Below are 25,333 nucleotides of genomic sequence, written 5' to 3' on the forward strand. Positions count from 1 at the left end.
CAGTCGGACAGGGCATCCGGTGCTGGCCACGCCAGCCCGGGTGCCCTGTTCGCCATGCGGCTCAGTACGGGTGCAACTTGGCGGCGATCAGCGGCGCGATCTTCTCAGCCATGTAGGTGTGGCCGGCGTCGGTGGGGTGAACCCCGTCAGCGCCGATCAGCTCGGGTCGTCCGACGAACCACCCCGCCGCGATCGGGTCGACGAACGTCGCACCGGCAAGCTCAGCCTGATAGCTGAGCACGTCGCGCACGCGCAAGATCTTCGCCGGCGGATCGGCTGTCGGCCATGGCGGCCCGATCACCAGCAGCTGTGCCGACCGCGCGATCTGGCGAGCCAGGCTCAACGTGCCGTACATCGCCACCGACAGCCGGGTCGGCTCGACGTCCATGTCGTTGCGCGAGCCGTAGAACACCACCAGGACGTCGGTCGGTTTGACCGCCCGCACGGTGAGGTCTTCGAAAACACCCCCGCGGTTTCCCCTGGTGCAGAAGCCCGCACCGCCTTCGGCAGCGACCGTCGGCGTGACGGCGATGCCGTGCTCTGTCAGTGCCTGCCACGCCTGCGGCGCCCACCCCTGAGGTCCGTTGCCGCCCTGGTCGCTTCCGGTGGTGTAGGAATCTCCGATCACCGCGATCCGATTCACCGCGTAGTCCAGCGGCTTGACGTCGTGGTGCCGGAGGCGTCCGGCGTCTGCGGTGTGGGCGGTGAAGGCGCCGAGGACGACGGCGACGCAGAGCGCGAAGGTCAGAAGCCGACTCACCGGACCATGCTAGGCGGCAGTCGCTCAGGTCCGGTTCGTCGACGCGCCGTGTGTTCGAAACGTCACCCCGCACGCGCCTCGACCGGGTGCAGACGGCTCTGCGGTGGGTCGGCGGGACGGTCGGCTTGCTTGGGCCCGGAGTCCAACATGTGTCTCATCCAGTGCCGCGCCGGCTCCTCGACCAGGTGATACAGCGCCGCCGCCAAGACCCCCGAGAGCGCGATCAGTCCGACGAAGACGAGTTTGGCCGTCCAGCTGGGCGACAGGGTGATCTCGTACTGAGCGGCAACCCAGTTCCACGCGGTGTGCACGATCTCGTGCACCATGTACAGGCTGAACGAGATGTGACCCAGATAGACCATGGTGCGGGTGGACAACGCTGCCGGCAGCGTGCCTGCGCCGAGCGCCAGTGCGACGACCAACGGTACGAACAGCACGTCGACCAGGCCGCCTGCGTCGTAGATCAGCTCCGGCGGGACACCGTCGAGCAGATACAACCCGCCGATGATCGCCCCGCCCAGCAGCAGCGCCGCCACCCCAGCGGTCTGCCGGGATTTGTCGGACACGTGCAGCTTGCGCACGGCTGCACAGGCCAGGGCGCCGGCGATGAACTGCATGACGATCCGCGGCAGCCAGCTCCACGGGGTGTAGAAGACGCCGCTGGCGAGTAGGAACAGCGTCGGCGGCAGGGAGGCCAGCACAGCCAGCACCAGAAGCCCGCGCGCACGGGTGGCCGCCGCGATCCGGAACACCACCAGCACCAGCGCACCGAACAGCAGGTAGGCCAGCCATTCCGCGCTGATCGACCAGGCCGGGCCGTCCCAGCTCGACCCGTCGAAGAACGGTTCGAACCACAGCTGCACCAGCAGCACCTGCCGGATCCAGCTGATGGCGGTGAGGTCCTCGGCGGCCGGGGACGGGAAGTCGCCCACGTAGAGCGTGAACACGATCCAGGCGGCAGCCAGATGCATCGTCACGAGGTAGACCGGCCACACCCGCGCGAGGCGCAGCCACAGGAACCGCAGCGTGCTGCGGGTCGACCAGTACTCCCCCATCCGGTCCAGGTAATTCCACGTCAACACGAAACCGCTGAGGATGAAGAACAGGTCCACGCCCTGTGCGCCGGCGTCGAGCACCGGTGCCAGCGCGTCACTCCAGGGTGGCGAGGCCTGCTCGAGCAGGGGCCGGAAATGGAAGAGCACCACCCACAGCGCTGCGACGATGCGCAGGCCGGACAATGCTCTGATCTCTCCGGTGCGCACACGACTCATTTCGGCTCGGGACTTTGCGGTGTCGGCGATTCTGCGGGGTCGGCAATTCAGGCTTGCTGGGCGATGTCCGGCGGTGTCACCGCCCGATCGGATGCTCCGGCCGGCTCCCCCGATCACACCGGCGACCGCTCGCAGATTACCAGCGGCGGCGGCGCCCGTACGGTGCGCAACGCCGTGGTCGACACACCGTCCTGACGGCCCCGGCGCCCGGGTATCCTCGGTGAATTGCCAATCGCACACCGGTCCGTGACATGAGCGGACCCACCGAAGCGCCGGGACCCGGCCGAGTCCCGCACGGCGGCGATCCGCTGACGTTGTTGCTGGTCGAAGACGACCGCGCCGACGCGATCATCGTCGAGGAGTTGATCGCCGATGCCGGCGTCGACATGAACGTGACCTGGGCACCGTCCATGGCCGACGCCGAGCGTGAGATCTCGGCCACCCGACCCGACTGCATCCTGTTGGACCTGCATCTGCACGACACCGATGGGATCGACGGGCTGGCCCGGATCGGCCGACAGGACCCCGCGATTCCCGTGGTGGTGCTGACCGGTCTCAACGACGAGCACTTCGGGGTCTCGGCCGTGGCCTCGGGCGCCCAGGACTATCTGGTCAAAGGGCGGGTCGACCCGGAGATGCTGCGGCGCGCGGTGCTGTACGCGATCGAACGCAAGCGCGCCGAGCTCACGGCGGTCGACCTGCATGCCAGTGAGATGCGGGCACGGGAGAACGCACGGCTGGAGCGCGGTCTGTTGCCGTCGCCGTTGTTGCTGGACGAGCCCGGCGTGAACATCGTCACCCAATATCGGCCGAGCCGGGAGAATGCACTGCTAGGGGGCGACTTCTACGACTTCGTGCAGACCCCCGACCGCACGGTGCACGTCATGATCGGCGACGTGGCCGGACATGGTCCGGACGAGGCGGCGCTGGGCGTCGCGTTGCGAATCGCATGGCGGACGCTGACTTTCGCCGGCCTGCGCGGTGCGGACCGGATGCGGCAGTTGGAGCGGATCCTGCGGGCCGAACGGGCCGGGAAGGGTATCTTCGCGACAGTGCTGAGCCTGGCGATCCCCCCCGAGGGCACCGAGATCACGGCGGTGCGGGCCGGGCATCCCGGCATGTTGATGCACGGCGAGGGTTCGGTGGAATGGGTCGAGCCGCCCGGCGGGCCCGCGCTCGGTCTGCGCGCCGGCGACTGGCCACCACAGCAGATCGACCTGCGTGAGGGCTGCGGACTGGTGTTGCTGACCGACGGTCTGTTCGAGGGTCACAGCGGGCGCGGAAACGAGCGTCTCGGCGAAGCCGGACTGCTCGAGATCGCGCGTTCACTGGCCGCGCTTCCCGGCCCCGAGTTCGTCGATGCGCTCATCGACGCGGTCGAGTCCAGGGCGCAGGCCCACGGCGGAATCTCCGACGACATCGCCGTCGTCCGGGTGGAGCGGACGGCGAGCACATGACCGACCCGCAGCGGCGCGGACCGCGCCACCTCACCGTGCAGGGCTGGCAGTTCCTGGTGCTGTCGGTGATGGGTGTGGTCGTCCTGCTCGCCGGCGTCACCGTTGCGGTCCTTCTCAACCGCACCGACGCGGTGTCCGGGGAACTCATCGGCAAGATCCAACCGTCGCGCGTCGCGGCCTACCAGATGCAGGCTGCGCTGCGCGACCAGGAGACCGCGGTGCGTGGCTACGTCATCGCCGCCGACCCCCGGTTCCTCGAACCCTATTTCGCGGGACGGCGCACCGAGCAAGAGGCGTCGGCCGAACTGCGCCAGCTCGAACAGGACCGCCCGGACCTGCTCGACGACCTCGACGCGATCGAATTGGCCGCCGGTTCGTGGCGCACCAACTACGCCGAACCGGTCATCGCAGCGGTCGACCCGGGCGCGCCGCAGACCTTCGCGCCGGCGGCCGCCGAACGGGGCAAAGTCGAATTCGACCGCCTGCGCGGCCTTTTCGACGTGCAGAACGACCGGCTGGAGCAGGCCCGCACCGACGGTATCGCCGAGTTGGACCAGATCCGCTCCTGGCGCAACGCCGTCCTGGCGGCGATGCTCGTCGCCTTCGCGGTGACGGTGCTGTTGCTGGCGGTGTTGCTGCGCCGGGCGCTGGTCCGCCCGCTCACGGCCCTGGCACAGGCGTGCAGGCGGGTCGCCGAAGGTAACTTCGGGGAGCGGATCGTGCCCCGGGGACCCCGGGACATCCGCGCCATCGCGGTGGACGTGGACAACATGCGTCAACGCATCGTCGACGAACTCGAGGCGTCCCGGGCAGCCACCGACGCGCTGGATTCGCACGCGGAGGAGTTGCGGCGCTCCAACGCCGAACTCGAGCAGTTCGCCTACGTCGCCTCCCACGACCTGCAGGAGCCCTTGCGCAAGGTGACGTCGTTCTGCCAACTGCTGGAGAAGCGGTACGGGGACAAGCTCGACGAGCGGGGTGTGGAGTACATCGCGTTCGCCGTCGACGGCGCCAAGCGCATGCAGGTGCTCATCAACGACCTGTTGACCTTCTCCCGGGTGGGTCGCCTCAACGCCACCGAGGTCGAGATCAGCCTCGACGCCACCTTGGACAGTGCGCTGGGCAATCTGTCGACCTCGATCGAGGAATCCGGCGCCGTGATCGAGCGCCCGGTGTCGGGGCTGCCGACGGTCAAGGGCGATCCCACGTTGCTGGCGATGCTGTGGCAGAACCTGATCGGTAACGCGGTGAAGTTCCGGCGCGCGGACACGGCCCCACGGATCAGCATCGACTGCCACCTCGAGGGCGCCGGGGACGACGAGTCGTCGTACTGGATGTTCTCGTTGTCCGACAACGGTATCGGGATCGCCCCGGAGTTCAGCGACAAGGTCTTCGTCATCTTCCAGCGGTTGCACGGGCGCGACGCCTACACCGGCACCGGCATCGGCCTGGCGCTGTGCAAGAAGATCATCGAACACCACGGCGGGTCCATCTGGATCGACAACTCCTACACCGACGGCACCCGCTTCGAGTTCACTCTGCCCGTCCGGGCGGATGACACGGCTTCACCCCTGCTGGAAGGATCGGCGACATGACATCGGCTGAACGCGCCATCGACGTGCTGCTCATCGAGGACGACCCGGGAGACGAACTGATCACCCGGGAGGCGTTCGAGCACAACAAGATCAAGAACACCTTGCATGTCGCCCGCGACGGCGAGGAGGGGCTGGACTTCCTGTACCGCCGCGGCCCGTACGAAGGGGCGCCGCGGCCGGATCTGGTGTTGCTGGACCTGAACCTGCCCAAGTACGACGGGCGGCAACTGCTGGAGACCATCAAGTCCGACCCCGATCTGAGCCTCATCCCGGTGGTCGTGCTGACGACGTCCTCGGCGGAAGAGGACATCCTGCGCAGCTACAAGCTGCACGCCAACGCCTACGTGACCAAGCCGGTCGACCTCGACCAGTTCATGAACGCGGTGCGCCAGATCGACGAGTTCTTCGTCCAAGTGGTCCGGCTGCCGCAACACTGACCCGGTGTACCAGGCTCGGGACCTGCCCCGCCCCGATCCGCGGGTGCCGCACCTGGCCGACGTGACCCCGTCGGTGCTGGCGGCGATGGGTGCCTCAGGGTTCGAACCCCGGATTGCCCTGCCCTACCAGGCGGCGGGCGCCTGTGTGCTGCTCGTCGACGGTCTGGGCGCGGATCTGCTGGATCGCTACGCCGTCGATGCACCGGTGCTCGCCGGGCTGTCCCGCCAGACCCTGCAGGTGGGGTTCCCGTCGACCACCGCCGCGGGCCTGGCCGCGGTGGGTACCGGCTGTCGCTCAGGCGAGCACGGGATGGTCGGTATGACATTCCGGCTGCCCGAGGTCGGGGTCATCAATGCGCTGCGCTGGCGGCCCCACCCGTGGGGTGCCGACCTGCGCGAGGACGTCGTGCCCGAAGTCGTGCAGCCGCGGCCGACGGTGTTCGAGCGCGCCGAGGCCGGCGGTGTGCAGGTCAGCGTGATCTCCGGCGCGCAGTTCGACGGATCCGGGCTCACCAGGGCGGTGTTGCGCGGCGGACGCTACCGCGGGGTCCACGCGCTGGGCGATCTCGCCGCGACGGTCCGGTCGGTGCTCATCGACCGCGGCTTCTGCTACGCCTATCACGCTGACCTCGACCTCGTCGGACACGTGCACGGTCCCGGCTCTGACGCGTGGCGGATGCAGTTGCGGCAGGTCGACACCCTGGTCGAATCGATCCTCGACGGTATGCCTCCCGGCGGGCTGCTCGCGGTGGTGGCCGACCACGGCATGGTGGCGGTGGAGGAATCCGCGGTCATCGACATCGACGCCACCGAGTCCCTGACCGAAGGTGTCGCAGAGATCGGCGGTGAGGTCCGCGCGCGCCACCTCTATGTCCGCGACGGCGCGCTCGAGGACGTGCTGGCCACCTGGCAGGAGGTGGTCGGTGAGCGGGCGTGGGTCACCAGCGGTGACGATGCGGTGGCCGCGGGCTGGTTCGGGGAACGCGTCACCGATCCGGTGCGCGCCAGGATCGGCGACGTGGTGGTGGCGGCACGCGCCACCGCGGGATTCCTGCGACGCTCAGCCGAACCCGTTGAATCTTCGCTGATAGGTCAGCACGGCTCACTCACCGACGCCGAACAGAAGATCCCGCTGCTACTGGGCAGTCGCTGAGGTCTGCTGGCGGTGGTGCGGCCGCGAATCGGCGGCTGGGCGCTGAATCCGGAGAGATACCACGTTGTGACCCCGCCGTGTCTCAACCAAAACTGCTGACCGGCAACAATTTTGAACATTATCGACATGCAATGCGTTGACCCGCGAATATGCCGCGCACGCAACACCTTTGGACGGATTTTCGTGACCTTGGTGAAATCGATGCCCGTATTGTGCTCGCCGTCACAGATTTTGGACGTTTTAGAGACCTCTGTTAACGTCCGGCCGCATGTTTGCTCTCGCGACGCTCTTGACTCTTGTCAACCAGGTGTCGGGTACTCCGTACGTCGTCGGCGGTGACTCCCCGTCGGGCACCGACTGCTCGGGCCTGGTCTCCTGGGTGACCAACGCTGCGACCGGCAGGCCCGTCTACGGTGACCGGTTTCACACCGGCAACATCGAACGCGAGCTGCTCGAGCGGGGCTTCCGGCACGGTAGTGAGCCCGGGGCGCTCGTGGTCGGCTGGAACAGCGGCCACACCGCGGTGACGCTGCCCGACGGCACGCCGGTGTCGTCCGGTGAAGGCGGCGGGGTGAAGATCGGTGGTGGTGGCGCCTATCAGGACCAGTTCACCAACCACATGTTCCTGCCGATGCCGGCCAACGAGCCGCCCGCGCCGGAGCCTGCGCTGGCTCCGCCGATGGACCCGCCGCCTCCCCCGGGTGCGCTACCTCCGCCGCCGCCTCCCCCGGGCGCGCTGCCTCCACCGCCCGGCGCGCCGGTGGTGATGATGGCCCAGGAGGCACCGCCCCCGGGCGCACCCGTTCCCCCGCCGCCTCCGGGTGCACCGGTTCCCCCCCCTCCTCCGGGCGCACCGGTTCCCCCGCCGCCGCCCGCCGGTTGAGCGGCGCGCTAGCGTCTGCGGCGTGATCGTGTTGCTGCCGCCGTCGGAGACCAAGCACCCTGGCGGCGAAGGGCCGGCCCTGGAGCTGGACGGGCTGAGCTGCCCCGCCCTGAACCCGGTACGAAGCGATCTGATCGATCGCCTGGTCGAGCTCGCCGGAGACCGCGGTGCCAGTCGCGCGGCGCTCGGACTGTCCGCAGCGCAGGACGCCGAGATCGACCGCAACGCCGCGCTGCGCACCGCGCCGACGCTGCCCGCCATCCACCGCTACACCGGCGTGCTCTACGACGCCCTCGACGTGGCGTCGCTGCGCGGCGCGGCGGCCGAGCGGGCGTACTCCCGGTTGGCCGTCGGATCGGCGCTGTTCGGGCTGCTGCGGGCCGGAGATCCCATCCCGGCCTACCGGCTGTCGGCTGGTTCGAGGCTGCCCGGGCAGTCCACCCTCGCCGCGCGTTGGCGGCCAGCGCTGGACCCGGTGCTCGCCGATCTCGCGGACCGCGACCTGCTGGTAGACCTTCGGTCGGGCTCCTATGCCGCACTGGGTAAGGTCGCGGGCGCTGTCACCGTCGACGTCCTTGCCGAACGCGCCGACGGCACACGCACCGTCGTCAGCCACTTCAACAAGGCGCACAAGGGGCGGCTGGCCCGGGCACTCGCGAGCACCAGATCCGAACCGGTCGATGCCGCGGGCGTGGCGGCGGTGGCGCGGCGTGCGGACATGCGGGTCGAACGGCGCGGCGAGCACCTCACCGTCATCGTGGCGGCCTGACGCTGCCCGGCGGTGTCATCGTGGCGGGCTGATGCTGCCCGCCCCCGTCACAGCGGCGCGACGAAGTCCGAGGTGTAGAACTCCTCAGGGAGCTGGGAGAACGCGCTCGGGCGGGTCAGCGACACCCACGCACCCGTCGCGCCGTCCATCGCCGGCCCCCGCAGGACCGCGGTGGCGGCGCCGGCGCCGTCGGTGAACAGCGTCGTGCCGGACACCCCGACCGCGCCGGCCGGGCAGGGGGCGGCCGACGACCGGGGCATCTGGATCAGCTTGACCTCGTAGGGGGTGTTCGGCCGGCCGGTGGCGAACGCCAGGTCCGCGACCACCTCACCGCCCTGCCGTCCGATCGTGGCCGACGCACGGCCGTAACCGGTGGCGCCGACGTACTGCATCTCACTGTGGTCGCAGCGCCGCAACGCCTGACTCATCGGAACGAACGTGGCGCCTTCGGAGGCGGCCGCAGTGGAAGTGAGGACGCCGCCGGTGGCTGCCACCGGGCCGGCCGCCGCCGCCAGCATCGCCGCGGCGAGCGCGGTGCGCATGATTCGACGCATGTGTGCTCGACTCCTCCTCTGCTCCGCGCCGGGCCGGTGCCGCCGCCGCGTCCTCCAAGGCTAAGCGTTCGTGCCGGGTGCCGCGGCGGTATCCCACCGCTGTGCCGTTGACGCCCGGTCCGCCGCCGGGAGAAACTGTGCGCCGATGGCCACGTTGCGGGTCTACCTTCGGATCCAGCTGATGACGTTCGTGTTCGGGCTCGTCGGTCCGATCTTCCTCGTCGTCTATTTCGCCGCACAACCCGAGCCCGACCTGCGCTGGATGTACTGGTGGGGTCTATTCATCACCGCAGGTGACATTCTCGCGGCATTGGCGCTCACCGAGTCCACGCTCCGCGGCGGCAGGGCGGTCGCGGCCGCCCGTCGATCCCCGGAGGACCAGGCGTGAGTCCCCCGTACCGCACGGGGACGGTATCGACGGGTGTGCAACCGGTTCTCCCGCCGGCCGGGTAGGTCTGTCCGGACGGACCGAGTCAGGCGACGTAGACGGACATCTCGTTGCCGCGACCGGGCTCGAACGGCAGCGGCAGCGAGCGGTATCCGCTGGCGGGGTTGCGCACATAGGTGAGATAGTCGCCCGACTCGTCGACGGCATTCTCGGCGATCACCAACGCTCCTGGCGCCAGCCGTGATTCGAGGATCCGCAGCACCGGGAGGTAAAGGCTCCAGGCTCCGTCGAGCAGCACGAGGTCGATACCGTCGTCGATGCCGTCCTGCAGCGTCTCCAACGCGTCACCGACGCGAATGTCGACCACGTCAGCGAGTCCCGCGTCGCTCAGATTCTGCTGTGCACGTTCGGCTTTGGCGGGCTCGAGTTCTGTACTCACCATCCGGCCCCCTCCGCCGTCGCGCAATGCTGCCGCGAGGTGGATGGTCGAGACGCCGAAGGACGTGCCGAACTCGACAATGTGCCGCGCGCGGCGTGCCCGGGCGCAGATGTAGAGGAACTGGCCGAACTCGGCCGACACGTTCAGGAAGTTCCCGGCGAAATCCCGGTAGACAGCCCGGTAATCCTGCGCCTCCCGGGCCATCAACCGTGCCATTTCCTCTCCGTCGACCTGTAACGCCCGGGACCATTCGGCGTACAGCGGGCCGTCGGCCACCTGAGCCTCGGCGAACAGTCGGGCCAGCACGTCAGCAATCTGGGGTGAACTGAGGGTCTCCATGAGCGCTCCTTCGTAGCGAGTGGTGCTTACCTGGTAAGGGTGACCTAACAAATGCTGGTCAACCACCGGTAACGTGACTTCGCATGCCCCAAACCCGCCAGTCGGTCGCTTCGGTGCCGACCTATCCCGCCGGAGCCCCGCACATCTCCGGTCGGGCCCGGCACGGTTCTCGTATCGGCGCGCACCGTCACGCCGAAGGTCAGCTGGTGTATTGCGCCAGCGGCGCACTGGCGACCACGACCGCGTACGGAACGTGGATCGCGCCGGCCAATCGGGTGACGTGGACGCCGCCTGGCTTCCAACACGCCCACCGTTGCCACGGCGATACCGACGTGCGCATCGTGGTCCTCCCCGCCGAACTGTGCGCGCGGCTCCCCCGTCACCCCATCGTGTGCGCGGTCGGGCCGCTGTTGCGTGAGGCCCTCTTGGCCTTGACGGAGCGGCGCGAGACACGACCCGAGGTGTACGCCCGGTTGCGGGCGGTGCTCGTCGATGAACTCGTCGAGACGCCAGTGCAGTCTCTGCACCTGCCTGAACCACGCGACGACCGTCTGCGGGCAGTGACCGAGCTGCTGCACGAGGACCCGGCTCAGATGACGACTCTGGCGGAGTTCGGGCGCGCCGTGGGCGCCGGTGAACGCACGCTCACGCGACTCTTCCACCGCGAACTCGGGATGAGCTTCCTCAAGTGGCGCACGATGCTCCGCATCCACCGGGCACTCGTTCACCTCGCCGAGGGCCGATCGGTGACCGATACCTCGATCGCCTGCGGATGGTCGAACCCCACCAGCTTCATCGAGGCGTTCACCTCGCTCACCGGGCAGACGCCGGGTCGCTACCAAGCCGGCCTCCGCGCATCACAAACCGCACACGAGTGAAGCCGCGGTTTCTCGCGCCTGGAGAAACGAGACACCGTGTCGGGGAGCTCGGTAGCTGCCGACGGGGGGCGAAGTTGCCGATCCTTGCTTCGCGCAGGATCATTCGAACCATGGACTTCGCCGACGCGGTGGAACTCGGCGATGTCGACGCCGTCGGGCAGGGGGCCCTGGCCGCCGCGGGCGAGGTCACCGCGGCCGAATTGCTGGAAGCCGCGCTTCTGCGCCTGGACGCGGGCAGACACCTCAACGCGGTCATCACCGACCTGTTCGCCCGCGGGCAGCAGCAGGCAGCGGACCTCGATGCCTCCGGGGTGCTGCGCACCGGAGCGGCCGGGCCGCTGGCCGGGGTGCCCTTCCTGCTCAAAGACCTCGGTGCATCGCTGACGGGCGCTCCGGAAGCGATGGGGTCGCGCGCCCTGCGCACTCACGTGGCCGCCGAGACGGCGTGGATCGTGGAACGGTATCTGGACGCCGGCTTGGTGATCTTCGGTAAGACGAACACCCCGGAATGGGGCAACCACTGCACCACCGAACCCTCGCTGTTCGGACCGACGGTCAATCCGTGGTCGCCGGACATCACCCCCGGCGGCTCCAGCGGCGGGTCGGCGGCGGCTGTGGCCGCCGGCATCGTGGCGGCCGCCTCGGGTGGTGACGGAACCGGCTCGATCCGAGTGCCGGCATCCTGCTGCGGGCTGGTCGGGCTCAAACCACGCCGCGGCCGGACATCGTTCGCCCCCGGCGCCGGGCACGGGCTGGAGGGGCTGGTCAACGAACACGCGCTGACCCGCACGGTGCGTGACTGCGCCGCACTTCTCGACGCGGTCGCTGGAACGGCCGTCGGCGACCCCTACTCCGCACCACCGCCCGCTCAGCCGTACCTGCAGGCCGTCGAGGTTCCGCCTCGACCCCGGCGCATCCTGATGGCCACCGCATCCCCCTTTCCGGGGCCCGCCACCGACCCTGCGGTCGTGGCCTCCGTCGAGCGGACCGCGTCGGTGCTGGAGCAACTCGGGCATACCGTCGAGGCCGGAACGCCCCGCGTCGACGCCGACGCTGTCGCTGACGCGATCGCCGTGCTGCACACGGTCTCCAACGTCGCGCTCTACGACCTGGCCGCCCAGCATCTGGGGCGGAAACCCCGCGAAGACGACTTCGAGCCGAGCACCTGGGTGATGATTCGCGAGGGGCTGGCGATGAGCGGGGCACGCTATGCCGGTGCCATCGCCGCGGTGCACGCCCAGACCCGCCGGTTCGCTGCCCAGTTGGTCGGATTCGATGCGCTGCTGGTGCCCACCTTGCTCACGCCGCCCCCGCCCTACCGGCTACTGGACCAGCCGCGTGCCACCACGCGGGCGTTCTTCGACGTCGAATTCGCCACGACCGGCTGGACCTCGCTGGCCAACGTCACCGGATGGGCGGCGATCTCGCTACCGGTCGGAGAAACGCCCGACGGTCTCCCGATCGGTGTCCAGCTGATGGCGCCCGACGAAGAGATCCTGCTCGAGCTCGCCGCCCAGCTCGAGGTGGCCCTCCCGTGGGCCGGCCGTCGACCTCCCGGGTGGATCGGCCGACCGAGTTTCGGCGGACCGCACAAGTAGCTGAATGTCGCGTGCGAGACTGTCGCGCATGGCTATCGAGATCGCCCGACCCAAGCTGGAAGGCAAGATCGCCGTCGGCTCCGACCGCCAGATCGGATTCGCTGAGTTCGGCGATCCGCAGGGGCGTGCGATGTTCTGGCTACACGGCACCCCCGGCGCGCGCCGCCAGATCCCGGTGGAGGCACGCCTCTACGCCGAGGCCAACCGGATCCGACTGGTCGGCGTCGACCGCCCCGGCATCGGCGCGTCGACGCCGCACGAGTACCACCGCGTCATCGACTTCGCCGACGACCTGCGCACCATCGCCGACACCCTCGGCATCGACAAGATGGCGGTCATCGGGCTTTCCGGTGGCGGCCCCTACACCCTGGGCTGCGCGGCGGCCATGCCCGACCGGATCATCGCCGTCGGAGTGCTCGGCGGGGTGGCCCCGACCCGAGGCAACGATGCGATCGGCGGCGGCGTCATGGGCAACGTCGGTCTCCCGGTGGCACCGATGCTCGAAAGGGTCGGAACACCGCTGAGCCGAGTCGCCACCGGGCTGATCCGACTGATAAAACCGGTGGCCGAGCCTGTGCTGTATCTTTACGCGGCCATCTCGCCGGAAGGCGACCGCAGGCTACTGGAGCGCCCCGAGTTCAAGGCGATGTTCCTCGACGATCTGCTCAACGGAAGCCGCAAGCAACTCGCGGCTCCGTTCGCCGACGTGGTGGTCTTCGCCCGGGACTGGGGTTTCCGCCTCGACGAGGTCAAGGTTCCGGTGCGGTGGTGGCACGGCGACCGCGACCACATCGTGCCTTACGCGCACGGCGAGCACGTCGTCGCGATGCTGCCCGACGCGGAGCTCTACCCACTGCCCGGCGAGAGCCATCTCGGCGGCCTCGGCGAGGCCGAGGCCATCATGGCGACGATGAGCGAACTGTGGGACGACTATCAGAAGGACCGGAACAAGGGCTGAGCTCGGCTCAGCGCTTCAGCCAGCCCTGCACGGTCGGCAGGTGGCTGCTGTAGGTCTGCATGATGTCGTCGTGGTAGAGCGTGCCGCCGGTGATCGCGGAATCGCCCCGCCAGAGAACATGGATGCGCACGACGCCCTTGTCGAAGTAGTCGCTGCGGTCGGTGCTCCGGTGATGCCAGCCGGTCTGCTCGGCGAGCGCCGTGACGGCCTGCCGCTCGTCGGTGTCAACCATCAGTGATTCTCCAAGTCTGTGGTCTGGGTCCGTGCCACCTTATCCCTCGCCGAGCAGCGCTCGGCGCAGCATGTGCATCGCCACGGTCGTCGAGCGTTCCCGGACGTCGCTGCGGCCGCCGGGCAGCACGCTGGTTCTGGTCAGCATCCTCGCCGATGAACCGTCGTCGGCGAGCGCCACGGTGAAGCAGACCGTGCCGACGGGCTTGTCCTCGGTGCCGCCGCCGGGTCCGGCGATCCCGGTGATCGCCACCGCCGTGTCTGCGCCGAAGCGCTGCAATGCGCCGTTGGCCATCGCCTCGGCGACCGGCTCGGACACCGCGCCGAACCGCTCGATCAGACCGGGTTCGACACCCAGCAGTTCGCTCTTGGCCCCGTTCGAATACGCCGCCACGCCTCCGGCCACGTACGCCGACGAGCCCGGTCGGTCGGTCAGCCGCGCCGTCAGCAACCCTGCGGTGCACGACTCGGCGACGGCCAGCCGTCGCCCCGTCAAGAGCCCGGCCACCTGCTCGTCGACCAAGGAGCCGTCCTCTGAGTAGATCTCACGGCCGTGGCGGTCGCGCAGCACCTCCAGCAGATCGGAGTACGCGGCGGCGTCCTGCGGTTCGAATCGGGTGACGATCTCCAGTTCCCCGCGCCGCAGGCAGGTGGTGATCTCCAAGCGGTCGAACCCGCTGACGTCACGCTCGGCGTCGCGCAGCGTGTCGGCCAACCCGGACTCGGGCAAGCCGAACATCCGCACCGTCTCCTGACGGAACTCGGTGCGTCCTGCGATCGCGGCCTGCACGGCGTCGGTCGCCACGGCCGCCGACCACATGGGCTGCAGTTCCCGTGGCGGCCCGGGCAGTACGACGATCGTGGGACTGACCTGCGGGGTGCCCGGAACCACGACCCCGGGGGCGGTGCCCACGGGGTCGAGCACCGTCGCCCCGGCCGGTACCAGAGCCTGCTTGCGGTTGGCGTCGCGGACCGCCGCGGCGTCCACGCCGGGAAAGCGGGCCATCAGACCTGTCACGATGTCGTTGATCCGCGCTTCCAGCGCGGTGTCCAACACCAGCTCCCGCCCACAGAATCGGGCGACACGCTCGACCGTCATGTCGTCGGCCGTCGGGCCCAGACCGCCACTGGTGATGATCAGGTCCAGGCCCTGGCCGGCCAGAAAGCGCAGCTGCGCGTCGACGTCGCCCGGTCGGTCGCCGCACAGCGTGATGTGGGCCAGATCCACGCCCAGCTCCAGCAGCCGATCGGCGAGCCAGGGGCCGTTGCGATCCTGTACCCGCCCGGTGAGGACCTCGGTCCCCGTCACCACGATGCCCGCCCGTGCACTCACAGATCTGGACCCTACGCACCGCCGAGCGAGGCTCGGCGCCCAGTGCTACTTGTGTGGCACGTCGTTGGTCAGTCCGCCGTCCATCACGAACTCGGCGCCGGTGGAGTAGCGCGACTCGTCGCTGGCCAGGAACACCACGAAGGTCGCCACCTCGTCGGGTTGGCCGGGACGGCCGAGCGGGATGCGCAGCATGTTGTCGGGGAAATGCTTGGTCATCGGCGTGCGGATGAAGCCGGGGTGCACCGAGTTGACGCGGATGTTGAACTGCCCGAGCTCGAGTGCGGCCGACTTGGTCAGTCCGCGCACCGCCCACTTGGAGGCCACATACGGATGCACCATGACCGCGCCGCGCAGCCCTTCGATGGACGAGATGTTGATGATCGAACCGCCGCCGGCCGTCTTCATCGCCTCCACCGACGCCTGCATGCCCAGGAAGGTCCCGGTGAGGTTGACGTCGATCACCTTCTGCCACTTGACCATGTCGAACTGTCCGATCATGCCCAGTGCGACGGTCCCCGCGTTGTTGACCAGGACGTTGAGCCGACCGAAGTCGTTCACCGCGGTCGCGACCGCGGCCTCCCACTCGTCGGCCTGGGTGACGTCGAGGTGGACATACCGGGCGGAATCAGGATGCGCGGCGTTGATCTCGTCCGCCAGCGCCTTGCCCTTGTCGTCGAGGATGTCGCCGATTACGACCTTGCCCCCTTCGGCAACGAGCGCCCAGGCATCGGCGGCGCCCATCCCCTGCGCGCCGCCACTGATCAGTGCCACTTTTCCGTCCACACGTCCCATGGGCGCCTAACTTACCCGAACGCGCGACGTCGACTAGAACATGTTCCAATTCGCGCGGCGAGCACGCATACTGCTGGCCATGGCTATCCGCGTGGCGCTCATCGGTACCGGAAACTGCGGCAGCTTGGCGCTGCGCCAGCTCATCGAGGACGACCGCTTCGAGCTGACCGACGTCTGGGTGTCCACCCCGGCCAAGGTCGGCAAGGATGCCGGCGAACTCGCCCGACTCGACGTCACGACAGGGGTGCGGGCGACCGACGATCTCGACGCGGTGGTCGCGGCCGGGCCGGACTGCGCGGTGTACTGCGCGATGGGCGACGTGCGCCCGAAAGAGGCGATGGCCGACGTACGCCGCCTGCTGGAAGCGGGGATCAACGTCGTCGGATCCGCGCCCGGCGCGCTGCAGTATCCCTGGGGCGTGATGCCCGAGCGGTCCATCGAGCGCACCGAAGCCGCCGCCGGCCAAGGTGCGGCCAGCGTCTTCATCACCGGAGTGGACCCCGGTTTCGTGACCGACCTGCTGCCACTTGCGCTGGCGGGAACATGTCAGAGCGTCAAACAGATCCGCACGATGGAGATCGCCGACTACGCCACCTACGACGGCGCCACCGTCATGTTCGACGTCATGGGCTTCGGTAACGAGCTCGGTGATCTGCCGATGCTCTACCAGCCGGGCGTCCTGAGTTTGGCGTGGGGCACCGCGATGCGCGAGCTGGCCGCCGGTCTCGGCGTGGAGCTCACCGAGATTCGCGACTCAGTCGAGCAGGAGCCCGCCCCCGAGGACATCGAAGTCGCCGTCGGGACGATCGCGGCGGGCACGGTGGCCGCGGTGCGCTTCCAGATCGAGGGGCTGGTCGACGGTGATCCGGTGATCGTCGTCGAACACGTCACGCGTCTGCGTCCCGACCTGCGCCCCGACTGGGCCCAGCCCGCTCAGGAGGGCGGGTCGTACCGTGTCGAGATCACCGGAGAACCGTCGTACGTCATGGACATCTGCCCGAGCAGCCGCAACGGAGACCACAACTACGCGGCGATCCTGGCGGCGGCGGGACGAATTGTGAACGCGATCCCCGACGTGGTGGCGGCGCCTCCGGGTATCCGCACGACGCTGGATCTGCCGCTGGTCACCGGACGAGGCACCTACCGGCGGAACTGAGGTCAGGCGCGGCCGATGCCATTCCACGCCAGGCGCACCCGGGTGCCGTCATCGGAGGTGTCGATGTCGGACTCGTCGGACAGGGTTTCCATCAACGGAATGCCGCGGCCCCGGGTGCGCGGCACCGGATCGACCTGTCGCGGGCGCCAGGTCCCGCGGTCGCTGATCTCGACGACCAGCTTCTGGCCGTCTGAGTGGTAGATGGCCCGCATGTCGATCGTCCCAGGACGCTCGGCCAACACATAGGCGAATTCGGCGGCATTGGCCAGTGCCTCGTTGATGGCGAGCACCAGATCGCTGAATCGCACCGCGTCCACCACGAAGAAGCGCTTGAGCCAAAGCGCGAACTCTTCACGCACGTGCGCGACGGCCGTCGCGTCGGCGTCGAGGCCCAGACGTTCGAAGCGATCGGAGTTCGCGACCTCAGCCGGCGGCATGGAATCGATCATGGCAGTCGGTGGCTACCCCGCAGAGCACGTTCCTATGCGACCTTCCTACGTGTGGTACGCGGCGAGCGCCTCGTCCAGATTCGGATGCAGGCTGACGATGTCGGCGATTCCCACCAACTTCAGCGGGCGACTGGTCGCAGGGCCGTCGGCGACGACCCTCAGGGTCACATCGGAACCGGCCTTGTCATGTGCGGCCACCAACACGCCCATTCCGGCCGACGCCAGGAACTCGACGTCGGTGAAGTCCACCACCACGCCCGCGGGCCGCTGATCCAGCGCGGTGTCGATGGCGGTTTCCAGCTGGGGTGAGGTGAGCATGTCGACAACACCGGACACCGATACGACGGCCACTCGATCGACCCAACGCTCGGTGACGACACAGTTGGAGGAAGCTGCTGCTCCCTCAGCCCCAGTGGTGTCCTCGGCTGCTTGCTCGTCCAAAATTCACCTTCCCATTTCAGGCCGCTCTTCGCTTACGGCGAGAGCACGTCGAGGCGGACTCCGTGTGCGCTCGCGCAGGCTGCTTCCTGAACCCGGCAAGACCAAACTACCTAACTGACCACAACGGTCCTTTGCGACCGGCCACAGATTAAACCAGGTCTGTCCCACACGCCCGTAGCATGGCGAGTCAACACCGGGTGCGAACACAGGAGGACCGATGTCGACCGAGGCCGCGGATCCCCTCGATCCGGTCGCGCAGATCGCATCGAGCCCGTCCGGCCCCCACGTCGGCGCGTTCTTCGACCTCGACGGCACGCTCGTCGACGGATTCACCGCCACCGCGCACGCCGGGGATCGCATCCGCCGCCGCCAGGCCCGAATCGGCGAGGTGCTCGGCGTCGTCGAGGCGGCGATGCGTTACCGCTTCGGGCGCGTGCATTTCGAGAACCTGCTGGTACGCGCCGCGGGCTATCTGCGTGGCGAGTCGCTCACCGAGCTCGACGTGATCGGCCAGCGGCTGTTCACCGAGCGCGTCCGCACCAGGGTGTTCCCCGCCATGCACGACATCGTGCTGGCTCATCAACGTCGCGGACACACCGTGGTGCTCAGTTCGTCGGCGCTGACCATCCACGCCGAGCCGGTCGCCCGGTATCTGGAGATCGACCACGTGTTGTGCAACCACTTCGAACTCGATGACGACGGGCGGCTGACCGGGCGGATCGCCAAGCCGGTGATCTGGGGCAGACAGAAAGCCGCTGCGGTGCAGAAGTTCTGTGCCGCCAACGACCTGCAGCTGTCGAACAGCTACTTCTACGCCGACGGCGAGGAGGACAAGGCGCTGATGGCGGTCGTCGGTTTCCCCCGGCCGGTCAACCCGCGACGCGGTCTGGCGGTGATGGCGGCGGAGCAGGGGTGGCCGGTGCTTCGCGTCAGCGCTCCGGGTCGGGGTCTTCTGGGCAGCAGGCGTGGTGTACTAAAGTAGAACACGTTCTAATTCCGGCGATCGCCCCACTAGGAGCAGACGATGCACACTCCCCTGTGCGACCAGCTCGGTATCGAGTTCCCCATCTTCGCGTTCACCCATTGTCGTGATGTGGTGGTCGCAGTGAGCAAGGCCGGCGGCTTCGGCGTGCTGGGCGCGGTGGGCTACACGCCCGAGCAGCTCGAGATCGAGTTGAACTGGATCGACGAGCACATCGGTGACCATCCCTACGGCGTGGACATCGTCATCCCCAACAAGTACGAGGGCATGGGTTCGGACATGTCCGCCGACGAGTTGACCAAGACCCTGCAGGACATGGTCCCCCAGGAGCACCTCGACTTCGCCAAGAAGATCCTGTCCGACCACGGTGTGCCCGTCGAGCAGAGCGGCGAGGACGCACTGCAGCTGCTCGGCTGGACCGAGGCGACTGCGACCCCTCAGGTCGAGGTCGCGCTGCAGCACCCGAAGTGCACCATGATCGCCAATGCGCTGGGCACTCCCCCGGCGGAGATGATCAAGCACATCCACGACGAGGGCCGTGTCGTCGCGGCGCTGTGCGGATCGCCCTCCCAGGCCCGCAAGCATGCCGACGCCGGAGTCGACATCATCATCGCCCAGGGCGGCGAGGCCGGAGGACACTGCGGAGAGATCGGTTCGATCGTGCTGTGGCCCCAGGTCGTCAAGGAAGTGGCGCCGGTGCCCGTCCTGGCCGCCGGCGGGATCGGCAGCGGCCAGCAGATCGCAGCCGCGCTGGCACTGGGTACGCAGGGCGCGTGGACCGGCTCGCAATGGGTCATGGTCGAGGAGTCGGAGAACAGTCCTGTCCAGCACGCCGCCTACGCCAAGGCCACGAGCAAGGACACCGTGCGCAGCCGCTCGTTCACCGGCAAGCCGGCTCGCATGCTGCGTAACGACTGGACCGAGGCTTGGGAGAGCCCGGACAACCCGAAGCCGCTGGGGATGCCGCTGCAGTACATGGTGTCCGGGATGGCCGTCGCCGCGACGCACAAATACCCCGACGAGTCGGTCGATGTGGCGTTCAACCCGGTCGGGCAGGTGGTGGGTCAGTTCACCAAGGTGGAGAAGACGGCCACCGTGATCGAGCGTTGGGTGCAGGAATACCTGGAGGCCACCGGCAGGCTGGAGCAGCTCAACGAGGCCGCCAGCGTCTGATTTCGATCCGATTCCGGTGTCGCTGATCGCTCGACGCGGTCGGCGACACCGGAATCGTATTTTTTCGGCCCGCGATTATGTAGGGTTACATACATAGGATCGGCGAGAGGATCGGACGCATGGCGAGTGCTCGGGAGCGGATGGTCGTCTCGGCGGCGCTGTTGATCCGCGAGCGTGGCGCCCACCCGACCGCCATCGCCGACGTGCTCGCGCACAGCGGCGCCCCGCGCGGGTCGGCCTACCACTACTTCCCGGGCGGACGCACCCAGCTGCTCTGCGAAGCTGTCGACTACGCCGGTGAATTCATGGCCGCACACCTGGGCCGCGCCTCTTCCGGTCTGGACGCCCTCGACGACTTGTTCGAGTATTACCGAGACCAGCTGCAGCGCAGCGACTTCCGTGCCGGCTGCCCGGTGGTCGCGGTCGCCGTGGAGGCCGGCGATCCGGACAAGCACGAACAATCCGCCGCGGTGCGTGAACGTGCCGCCGCCGTGTTCGCACGGTGGCGCCAGGTCATCGGCGAACTGCTCACCGCCGACGGCGTCTCCGCCGTGCGGGCCCGCGAACTGGCAGTGCTGGTGCTCTCCTCCTTCGAGGGAGCTCTGGTGATCGCCCGGGCAGCCCGAGACCTCGAGCCGGTCGAGGCCGTGCATGCCCAGCTGCGCTCGCTGATCGTCGCCGAAACGCCTTCCGCCCGAACGAATCGAGAATCGCGATGACCGACCACGACCGCGCCTGGCAACCCACCGCCTGCATCCTCTGTGAATGTAACTGCGGCATCGTCGTCGACGTCGACGACCGGTCTCTGGCTCGGATCCGGGGAGACAAAAGCCATCCGGCTTCGCGCGGCTACACCTGTAACAAGGCGTTGCGACTGGATCACTACCAGAACAACCGCAACAGACTGGCCTCCCCCATGCGTCGGGAGGCGGACGGCACCTACACCGAGATCGACTGGGACACCGCGATCGCCGAGATCGCCTCGGGATTCCGCGGAATCGCCGACACCCACGGCGGCAACACGATTCTGTACTACGGCGGCGGTGGGCAGGGCAACCATCTGGGCGGTGCCTACAGCGGCGCGTTCCTCAAGGCGCTCGGGTCGCACTACCGCTCGAACGCGTTGGCGCAGGAGAAGACCGGCGAGCACTGGGTCGATGCGCAACTGTACGGCAACCACACACGTGGCGAATTCGAACATGCCGAGGTGTCGGTGTTCGTCGGTAAGAACCCGTGGATGTCCCAGAGCTTCCCGCGCGCCCGGGTGGTGCTCAACGACATCGCCAAGGATCCGACCAGGTCCATGGTCGTGATCGATCCGGTCGTCACCGAGACCGCGAAGATGGCCGACTTCCATCTCCGGGTGCGGCCCGGGACCGACGCATGGTGTCTGGCCGCGTTGGCGGGGGTTCTGGTACAGGAGAACCTCTGCGACGAAACGTTTCTCACCGAACATGTCACCGGCGTCGACGCGGTACGCGCAGTGCTCGCCGAGGTGCCGGTCGACGATTACGCGCAGCGTAGCGGCGTGTCGGCGGACCTGGTGCGCGCCGCTGCGCGGCGCATTGCGACCGCCACCAGCGTCGCGGTCTTCGAAGACCTCGGCGTGCAGCAAGCGCCCAACAGCACGCTGTGCTCCTACCTGAACAAGATGCTGTGGATCCTGACCGGCAACTTCGCCAAACGCGGCGGGCAGCATCTGCACTCGTCGTTCGCGCCTCTGTTCCGTGCCGGCGGGGTGGGCCGAACCCCGGTGACCGGAGCGCCTGTCATCGGCGGGTTGTTGCCCAGCAACGTCATCGCCGAGGAGATCCTGACCGATCACCCCGACCGGTTTCGCGCCATGATCGTCGAGAGCAGCAATCCGGCGCATTCCGTGGCCGACTCCGGCATGATGCGTCGCGCTCTGGGCGAGCTGGAGTTGCTCGTTGTCATCGATGTGGCCATGACCGAGACTGCTCGACTGGCCCACTACGTGCTGCCTGCGGCCTCGCAGTTCGAGAAGGCCGAGGCGACGTTCTTCAATCTGGAATTCCCGCACAACACCTTCCACCTTCGGCACCGTCTGATGGAGCCCTTGCCGGGGACTTTGCCCGAACCGGAGATCTGGGCCCGGCTGATGCGTGCTTCGGGTGTCGTCGGTGACGCGGAGTTGGCGCCGCTGCGTGCAGCAGCCCAGCGAAGCCGTGCGGACTTCACCGCAGCATTTCTCACCGCGGTCGGCGAAAACCCGGGCCTCGGTAAGGTGCTGCCCTTTGTGCTCTACGAAACACTGGGACCGGCTCTGCCGGAAGGACTTTCGGGTGCGGCCGCGCTGTGGGGGCTGGCGCAGAAGGCTGCCATGACCTATCCCGAGGCGGTCCGGCGCGCCGGGCATGCCGACGGTAACGCGCTGTTCGACGCCATCCTGGCGGGCCGCTCAGGGGTGACGTTCACCGTCCACGAGTACGAGGACGATTTCGCGCTCATCTCTCATGAAGACCGGAAGATAGCGCTGGAGATCCCCGCGTTGCTCGCCGACACGCGAGCGCTGGCCGCTGCACCGATCGGCTTGACGAGTTCTGAGTTCCCGATCGTCTTGTCGGCCGGTGAGCGGCGGGCCTTCACCGCCAACGACATCATCCGAGACCCGGCCTGGCGCACCCGCGACACGGACGGCGCATTGCGCATCAGTGAAGAGGACGCACGCGAACTCGGGCTGGCGGACGGCAGCCGCGCGCTGATCACCACGGCGACCGGCCGGGCGGAGGCGACCGTGGAGATCAGCGCCGCGATGCAACCCGGACATGCCTCGCTGCCCAACGGCTACGGCGTCGACTTCGTCGACGACGACGGATCTGCTCGAGCCCCCGGTGTGGCGCCCAATGCGCTGACGTCGGTGGGGTGGCGCGACGCCTACGCGGGGACTCCATGGCACAAGCACGTGCCTGCGCGGATCGAGCCGGCACGGGCCCTCGCGGCACCGGGCGGAAGCCGGGGCTAGAAAACGACCACGGTCGGTAAGAGCCGGGGTCGGTAATGGCCGGGGTCGGTAATGGCCGGTTAGGGTACGACCGGGCTAGGGAACGACTGGCTGGGGAACGACCGGGGTCGGCGGGGCGGCCTGTGCCGGGGCAACGGCCGGAGCCGGGGCAGGCGGGGCCGACTGCGGTCCGGCAGACATGCCAGGCTTCGGCGTCGAGGTCATGGGGCGCTGGGTGAGCAGCAGCAGCGCGTCGCTGCCGCTCACTTCCTGGGTCTGCATGGCATGCCACAGATCGCGCAGGTAGCCGAGCCGGGAGGTGCTTGCCGGCGGCGTGGTGCTGGTGCCGGGCGGCAGGTTCTCGGGGCTGGCGAGGTGCGGGACACTCTCAGCGGGCGCCTGGGCGGGCGCTGCGACTGAGACGGCCGGTGCACCCGCAGGGCCGGCTGCCGCGCTCACGGCGTCAGGTGCGGGGCTCGCAGCGCCAGGTGCCGGGACCACGGCATCCAGGGCCGGGCCGGGCACGGGCCCGGCCGCCTCGGCGTAGAGCGGCGCAGGAGGCGGTGCCGGCGCCGGCGCAGGATCGGCAAGTGCGGGGGCGGCCGCCAACAGACCCACCACGGCGGCGCCACCGAGGACGGACAGCGTCTTCGCGACGAACTCGAACTTCACCGGTTCCCCCTAGGGCTCTGCGGGTTCTTCAGAGGATCTCATCGGGTGATTCCCCAGCGGCGCCGAATTCGTTACATCTCCGAGCAGACTTTGGCCGCACTTCGCCGAACTCGGCTCATCGACCCGGGACTGTGGTGTAGCAATTTGTTAAGGCCTCTCCGACGGTTAAGGAGCTCACGCATGCCGACTCCCACCCTCCCGCCCGGATTCGACTTCACCGATCCCGACCTCAACCGCGATCGCCTGCCGGTCGAGGAACTCGCCCAGTTGCGGCGCAGCGCCCCGATCTGGTGGAACGAACAGCCATACGGTGACGGCGGATTCGACGATGGTGGGTACTGGGTCGTCACCAAGCACCGGGACGTCAAGGAGATATCCAAGCGTAGCGACGTGTTCTCCAGCCTGGAGAACACGGCGCTCCCCCGCTACCCGGCCGGCTCCACGCAGGAGCAGCGTGAAACCGGGAAGTTCGTTCTGCTCAACATGGACGCACCGCACCACACGCACCTTCGCAAGATCGTCTCCCGCGGGTTCACTCCGCGCGCCGTGGAACGGCTTCGCGAGGATCTCGACCAGCGGGCCCAGAACATCGCCAAGGCCGCGGCGGCTGAAGGCAGCGGCGACTTCGTCGAACAGGTGTCCTGCGAACTGCCGCTGCAGGCGATCGCCGGACTACTCGGCGTACCGGTTGAAGACCGCAAGAAACTCTTCGACTGGTCCAACCAGATGGTCAGCGACGATGACCCCGAGTTCGCTCACTACGACAATCGCAACGCGGCGACCGAGCTGATCATGTACGCCATGCAGTTGGCGGCCCAGCGAGCCGAGCAGCCCGGCGAAGACATCGTCACCAAGTTGATCGAAGCCGACGTCGAGGGCCACAAGCTCTCCGACGACGAGTTCGGCTTCTTCATGGTGCTGTTGGCGGTCGCGGGCAACGAGACCACCCGCAATTCGATCACCCACGGCATGGTGGCGTTCACCGAGCATCCGGATCAGTGGGAGATGTTCAAGCGGGACCGGCCGAGCACCGCCGTCGACGAGATCGTGCGATGGGCGACACCTGTGACGTCGTTTCAACGCACAGCGATCGAGGATTACGAACTGTCCGGGACGTTGATCAAGAAGGGTCAGCGGGTCGTGATGAGTTACCGATCGGCCAATTTCGACGAGGACGTCTTCGATGATCCGTTCTCGTTCAACATCCTGCGAGATCCGAATCCGCACGTCGGCTTCGGCGGAACCGGTGCCCACTACTGCATCGGCGCCAACCTGGCGCGCATGACCATCGAATTGATGTTCAACGCCATCGCCGACCACATGCCCGACCTGTCGGCCATCGCACCGCCGGACCGGCTGCGCTCGGGCTGGTTGAACGGGATCAAGCATTGGCATGTCGACTACACCGGCAAGGGTGGCTGTCCGGTAGCGCATTGAACCGGTTTGGACTCGAGCGCGGCGCCGGTGTGACGCCCATGCGATATCGAAGGAACCTCGGTGGGCCTCTGCAATGACGACCTCGGTGAAGTCGGCAACACGGCAGCGGTGACCCTTCTGCGCGGAGGCTGCACGGGCCACAATTGTTGCCTCCCCATGTGGTGATGGGCGGCACGCTCTCCACGGGGACGCATCGGCGAGGGCCGAAAGGTCGGTTGGCACCGAT

26 protein-coding genes are annotated in these 25,333 nt (G+C 68.2%); 16 read left to right on the forward strand and 10 right to left on the reverse strand.

All coding sequences use genetic code 11. The features are described 5' to 3' along the window. Positions 1–61: 61 nt before the first annotated feature. Positions 62–760 (reverse strand): Rv0518 family GDSL lipase, encoded by a 699-nt coding sequence (locus ACEWX3_RS14150; protein WP_207067372.1) that lies wholly within the window; start codon positions 758–760, stop codon positions 62–64. 62 nt (positions 761–822) lie between these two features. Beyond that, a complete protein-coding gene (locus ACEWX3_RS14155) occupies positions 823–2,031 on the reverse strand; it encodes an acyltransferase (RefSeq protein ID WP_207067373.1) in 1,209 nt (402 codons plus the stop codon). Positions 2,032–2,282: 251 nt separating this feature from the next. Between ACEWX3_RS14155 and ACEWX3_RS14160 the strand changes: the two genes are divergently transcribed. The 6 genes from ACEWX3_RS14160 (at position 2,283) to yaaA (ending at position 8,325) form a co-directional block, all read left to right on the forward strand. Next, the gene (locus ACEWX3_RS14160; RefSeq protein ID WP_207067374.1) at positions 2,283–3,488 is read left to right on the forward strand and encodes a PP2C family protein-serine/threonine phosphatase; all 1,206 of its coding nucleotides are present in this window, start codon (positions 2,283–2,285) and stop codon (positions 3,486–3,488) included. Continuing rightward, the gene (locus tag ACEWX3_RS14165; RefSeq protein WP_374159743.1) at positions 3,485–5,083 is read left to right on the forward strand and encodes a CHASE3 domain-containing protein; all 1,599 of its coding nucleotides are present in this window, start codon (positions 3,485–3,487) and stop codon (positions 5,081–5,083) included. The genes ACEWX3_RS14160 and ACEWX3_RS14165 overlap by 4 nt, the downstream gene beginning before the upstream one ends. Beyond that, complete coding sequence (locus ACEWX3_RS14170; RefSeq protein ID WP_152517412.1) at positions 5,080–5,520, forward strand: response regulator; 441 nt, start codon at positions 5,080–5,082, stop codon at positions 5,518–5,520. Before ACEWX3_RS14165 ends, ACEWX3_RS14170 begins: the two co-directional genes overlap by 4 nt. A gap of 4 nt (positions 5,521–5,524) precedes the next feature. Continuing rightward, on the forward strand, positions 5,525–6,673 hold the full coding sequence (locus ACEWX3_RS14175) for an alkaline phosphatase family protein (RefSeq protein ID WP_374159744.1): 1,149 nt from the start codon (positions 5,525–5,527) through the stop codon (positions 6,671–6,673). Positions 6,674–6,941: 268 nt separating this feature from the next. Further along, positions 6,942–7,556, forward strand: coding sequence for an NlpC/P60 family protein (locus ACEWX3_RS14180; protein WP_374159745.1), 615 nt, complete (start codon positions 6,942–6,944; stop codon positions 7,554–7,556). A 22-nt stretch (positions 7,557–7,578) separates the two neighbouring features. Then, positions 7,579–8,325, forward strand: coding sequence for a peroxide stress protein YaaA (yaaA, locus tag ACEWX3_RS14185; RefSeq protein ID WP_221357463.1), 747 nt, complete (start codon positions 7,579–7,581; stop codon positions 8,323–8,325). A gap of 47 nt (positions 8,326–8,372) precedes the next feature. Here the strand turns inward: yaaA and ACEWX3_RS14190 are convergent, their stop codons facing one another. Further along, positions 8,373–8,879 (reverse strand): hypothetical protein, encoded by a 507-nt coding sequence (locus tag ACEWX3_RS14190; protein ID WP_374159746.1) that lies wholly within the window; start codon positions 8,877–8,879, stop codon positions 8,373–8,375. A 145-nt stretch (positions 8,880–9,024) separates the two neighbouring features. Between ACEWX3_RS14190 and ACEWX3_RS14195 the strand changes: the two genes are divergently transcribed. Then, the gene (locus ACEWX3_RS14195; RefSeq protein WP_374159747.1) at positions 9,025–9,267 is read left to right on the forward strand and encodes a hypothetical protein; all 243 of its coding nucleotides are present in this window, start codon (positions 9,025–9,027) and stop codon (positions 9,265–9,267) included. Between the two features lie 85 nt (positions 9,268–9,352). Here the strand turns inward: ACEWX3_RS14195 and ACEWX3_RS14200 are convergent, their stop codons facing one another. Further along, on the reverse strand, positions 9,353–10,045 hold the full coding sequence (locus ACEWX3_RS14200; RefSeq protein ID WP_374159748.1) for an O-methyltransferase: 693 nt from the start codon (positions 10,043–10,045) through the stop codon (positions 9,353–9,355). Positions 10,046–10,128: 83 nt separating this feature from the next. Between ACEWX3_RS14200 and ACEWX3_RS14205 the strand changes: the two genes are divergently transcribed. The 3 genes from ACEWX3_RS14205 (at position 10,129) to ACEWX3_RS14215 (ending at position 13,479) form a co-directional block, all read left to right on the forward strand. Continuing rightward, entirely contained in the window at positions 10,129–10,923 is a 795-nt protein-coding gene (locus tag ACEWX3_RS14205; RefSeq protein ID WP_374159749.1) for a helix-turn-helix domain-containing protein, read from the forward strand. 110 nt (positions 10,924–11,033) lie between these two features. Then, on the forward strand, positions 11,034–12,521 hold the full coding sequence (locus ACEWX3_RS14210; protein WP_374159750.1) for an amidase: 1,488 nt from the start codon (positions 11,034–11,036) through the stop codon (positions 12,519–12,521). 28 nt (positions 12,522–12,549) lie between these two features. Then, positions 12,550–13,479 (forward strand): alpha/beta fold hydrolase, encoded by a 930-nt coding sequence (locus ACEWX3_RS14215; RefSeq protein WP_374159751.1) that lies wholly within the window; start codon positions 12,550–12,552, stop codon positions 13,477–13,479. A gap of 7 nt (positions 13,480–13,486) precedes the next feature. On the opposite strand, the gene ACEWX3_RS14220 is transcribed toward ACEWX3_RS14215, so the two are convergent. Genes ACEWX3_RS14220 through ACEWX3_RS14230 form a run of 3 tightly spaced genes read right to left on the reverse strand, consistent with a single transcriptional unit; the run spans position 13,487 to position 15,835 of the window. Then, positions 13,487–13,711 carry a hypothetical protein gene (locus ACEWX3_RS14220; protein WP_152517403.1) on the reverse strand — a complete coding sequence of 75 codons (225 nt, stop codon included), beginning with the start codon at positions 13,709–13,711 and terminating at the stop codon, positions 13,487–13,489. A 39-nt stretch (positions 13,712–13,750) separates the two neighbouring features. Beyond that, positions 13,751–15,043: a competence/damage-inducible protein A gene (locus ACEWX3_RS14225; protein WP_374159752.1), complete on the reverse strand. Its 1,293-nt coding sequence runs from the start codon at positions 15,041–15,043 to the stop codon at positions 13,751–13,753. A 45-nt stretch (positions 15,044–15,088) separates the two neighbouring features. Further along, positions 15,089–15,835, reverse strand: coding sequence for a glucose 1-dehydrogenase (locus tag ACEWX3_RS14230; RefSeq protein WP_207069233.1), 747 nt, complete (start codon positions 15,833–15,835; stop codon positions 15,089–15,091). Positions 15,836–15,914: 79 nt separating this feature from the next. Between ACEWX3_RS14230 and ACEWX3_RS14235 the strand changes: the two genes are divergently transcribed. Continuing rightward, positions 15,915–16,991, forward strand: a complete 1,077-nt coding sequence (locus ACEWX3_RS14235) for a diacylglycerol kinase (RefSeq protein ID WP_374159753.1) — start codon at positions 15,915–15,917, stop codon at positions 16,989–16,991. A gap of 2 nt (positions 16,992–16,993) precedes the next feature. Here ACEWX3_RS14235 and ACEWX3_RS14240 read toward each other — a convergent pair whose 3' ends face one another. Then, positions 16,994–17,440, reverse strand: coding sequence for an ATP-binding protein (locus ACEWX3_RS14240; RefSeq protein ID WP_221357480.1), 447 nt, complete (start codon positions 17,438–17,440; stop codon positions 16,994–16,996). A gap of 45 nt (positions 17,441–17,485) precedes the next feature. Continuing rightward, on the reverse strand, positions 17,486–17,881 hold the full coding sequence (locus ACEWX3_RS14245) for an STAS domain-containing protein (RefSeq protein ID WP_163675830.1): 396 nt from the start codon (positions 17,879–17,881) through the stop codon (positions 17,486–17,488). Positions 17,882–18,098: 217 nt separating this feature from the next. Between ACEWX3_RS14245 and ACEWX3_RS14250 the strand changes: the two genes are divergently transcribed. The 4 genes from ACEWX3_RS14250 to ACEWX3_RS14265 all read left to right on the forward strand — a co-directional run bounded on the left by ACEWX3_RS14250 (position 18,099) and on the right by ACEWX3_RS14265 (position 23,019). Further along, positions 18,099–18,863: an HAD family hydrolase gene (locus ACEWX3_RS14250; protein ID WP_374159754.1), complete on the forward strand. Its 765-nt coding sequence runs from the start codon at positions 18,099–18,101 to the stop codon at positions 18,861–18,863. A 42-nt stretch (positions 18,864–18,905) separates the two neighbouring features. Beyond that, complete coding sequence (locus tag ACEWX3_RS14255; protein ID WP_207069229.1) at positions 18,906–20,036, forward strand: nitronate monooxygenase; 1,131 nt, start codon at positions 18,906–18,908, stop codon at positions 20,034–20,036. A 119-nt stretch (positions 20,037–20,155) separates the two neighbouring features. Beyond that, entirely contained in the window at positions 20,156–20,755 is a 600-nt protein-coding gene (locus ACEWX3_RS14260; RefSeq protein WP_374159755.1) for a TetR/AcrR family transcriptional regulator, read from the forward strand. Beyond that, positions 20,752–23,019 (forward strand): molybdopterin-dependent oxidoreductase, encoded by a 2,268-nt coding sequence (locus tag ACEWX3_RS14265; RefSeq protein WP_374159756.1) that lies wholly within the window; start codon positions 20,752–20,754, stop codon positions 23,017–23,019. Before ACEWX3_RS14260 ends, ACEWX3_RS14265 begins: the two co-directional genes overlap by 4 nt. A gap of 75 nt (positions 23,020–23,094) precedes the next feature. Here the strand turns inward: ACEWX3_RS14265 and ACEWX3_RS14270 are convergent, their stop codons facing one another. After that, complete coding sequence (locus tag ACEWX3_RS14270; RefSeq protein WP_374156892.1) at positions 23,095–23,670, reverse strand: hypothetical protein; 576 nt, start codon at positions 23,668–23,670, stop codon at positions 23,095–23,097. Positions 23,671–23,850: 180 nt separating this feature from the next. Between ACEWX3_RS14270 and ACEWX3_RS14275 the strand changes: the two genes are divergently transcribed. Next, positions 23,851–25,107 carry a cytochrome P450 gene (locus tag ACEWX3_RS14275; protein WP_221357494.1) on the forward strand — a complete coding sequence of 419 codons (1,257 nt, stop codon included), beginning with the start codon at positions 23,851–23,853 and terminating at the stop codon, positions 25,105–25,107. The last annotated feature ends 226 nt before the right edge of the window (positions 25,108–25,333 follow it).

This window comes from Mycobacterium sp. G7A2 (genome assembly GCF_041902445.1).
Lineage (GTDB): Bacteria > Actinomycetota > Actinomycetes > Mycobacteriales > Mycobacteriaceae > Mycobacterium.

Bases quoted from the DNA above. Each gene is read 5' to 3' on its own strand.
- ACEWX3_RS14210 (WP_374159750.1), top strand. From the start codon at position 11,034: ATGGACTTCGCCGACGCGGTGGAACTCGGCGATGTCGACGCCGTCGGG.
- ACEWX3_RS14250 (WP_374159754.1), top strand. From the start codon at position 18,099: ATGTCGACCGAGGCCGCGGATCCCCTCGATCCGGTCGCGCAGATCGCA.
- ACEWX3_RS14230 (WP_207069233.1), bottom strand. From the start codon at position 15,835: ATGGGACGTGTGGACGGAAAAGTGGCACTGATCAGTGGCGGCGCGCAG.
- ACEWX3_RS14240 (WP_221357480.1), bottom strand. From the start codon at position 17,440: ATGATCGATTCCATGCCGCCGGCTGAGGTCGCGAACTCCGATCGCTTC.
- ACEWX3_RS14215 (WP_374159751.1), top strand. From the start codon at position 12,550: ATGGCTATCGAGATCGCCCGACCCAAGCTGGAAGGCAAGATCGCCGTC.
- ACEWX3_RS14260 (WP_374159755.1), top strand. From the start codon at position 20,156: ATGGCGAGTGCTCGGGAGCGGATGGTCGTCTCGGCGGCGCTGTTGATC.
- ACEWX3_RS14255 (WP_207069229.1), top strand. From the start codon at position 18,906: ATGCACACTCCCCTGTGCGACCAGCTCGGTATCGAGTTCCCCATCTTC.
- ACEWX3_RS14195 (WP_374159747.1), top strand. From the start codon at position 9,025: ATGGCCACGTTGCGGGTCTACCTTCGGATCCAGCTGATGACGTTCGTG.
- ACEWX3_RS14220 (WP_152517403.1), bottom strand. From the start codon at position 13,711: ATGGTTGACACCGACGAGCGGCAGGCCGTCACGGCGCTCGCCGAGCAG.
- ACEWX3_RS14190 (WP_374159746.1), bottom strand. From the start codon at position 8,879: ATGCGTCGAATCATGCGCACCGCGCTCGCCGCGGCGATGCTGGCGGCG.
- ACEWX3_RS14180 (WP_374159745.1), top strand. From the start codon at position 6,942: ATGTTTGCTCTCGCGACGCTCTTGACTCTTGTCAACCAGGTGTCGGGT.
- ACEWX3_RS14155 (WP_207067373.1), bottom strand. From the start codon at position 2,031: ATGAGTCGTGTGCGCACCGGAGAGATCAGAGCATTGTCCGGCCTGCGC.
- ACEWX3_RS14165 (WP_374159743.1), top strand. From the start codon at position 3,485: ATGACCGACCCGCAGCGGCGCGGACCGCGCCACCTCACCGTGCAGGGC.
- ACEWX3_RS14275 (WP_221357494.1), top strand. From the start codon at position 23,851: ATGCCGACTCCCACCCTCCCGCCCGGATTCGACTTCACCGATCCCGAC.
- ACEWX3_RS14205 (WP_374159749.1), top strand. From the start codon at position 10,129: ATGCCCCAAACCCGCCAGTCGGTCGCTTCGGTGCCGACCTATCCCGCC.
- ACEWX3_RS14200 (WP_374159748.1), bottom strand. From the start codon at position 10,045: ATGGAGACCCTCAGTTCACCCCAGATTGCTGACGTGCTGGCCCGACTG.
- ACEWX3_RS14265 (WP_374159756.1), top strand. From the start codon at position 20,752: ATGACCGACCACGACCGCGCCTGGCAACCCACCGCCTGCATCCTCTGT.
- ACEWX3_RS14170 (WP_152517412.1), top strand. From the start codon at position 5,080: ATGACATCGGCTGAACGCGCCATCGACGTGCTGCTCATCGAGGACGAC.
- ACEWX3_RS14235 (WP_374159753.1), top strand. From the start codon at position 15,915: ATGGCTATCCGCGTGGCGCTCATCGGTACCGGAAACTGCGGCAGCTTG.
- ACEWX3_RS14160 (WP_207067374.1), top strand. From the start codon at position 2,283: ATGAGCGGACCCACCGAAGCGCCGGGACCCGGCCGAGTCCCGCACGGC.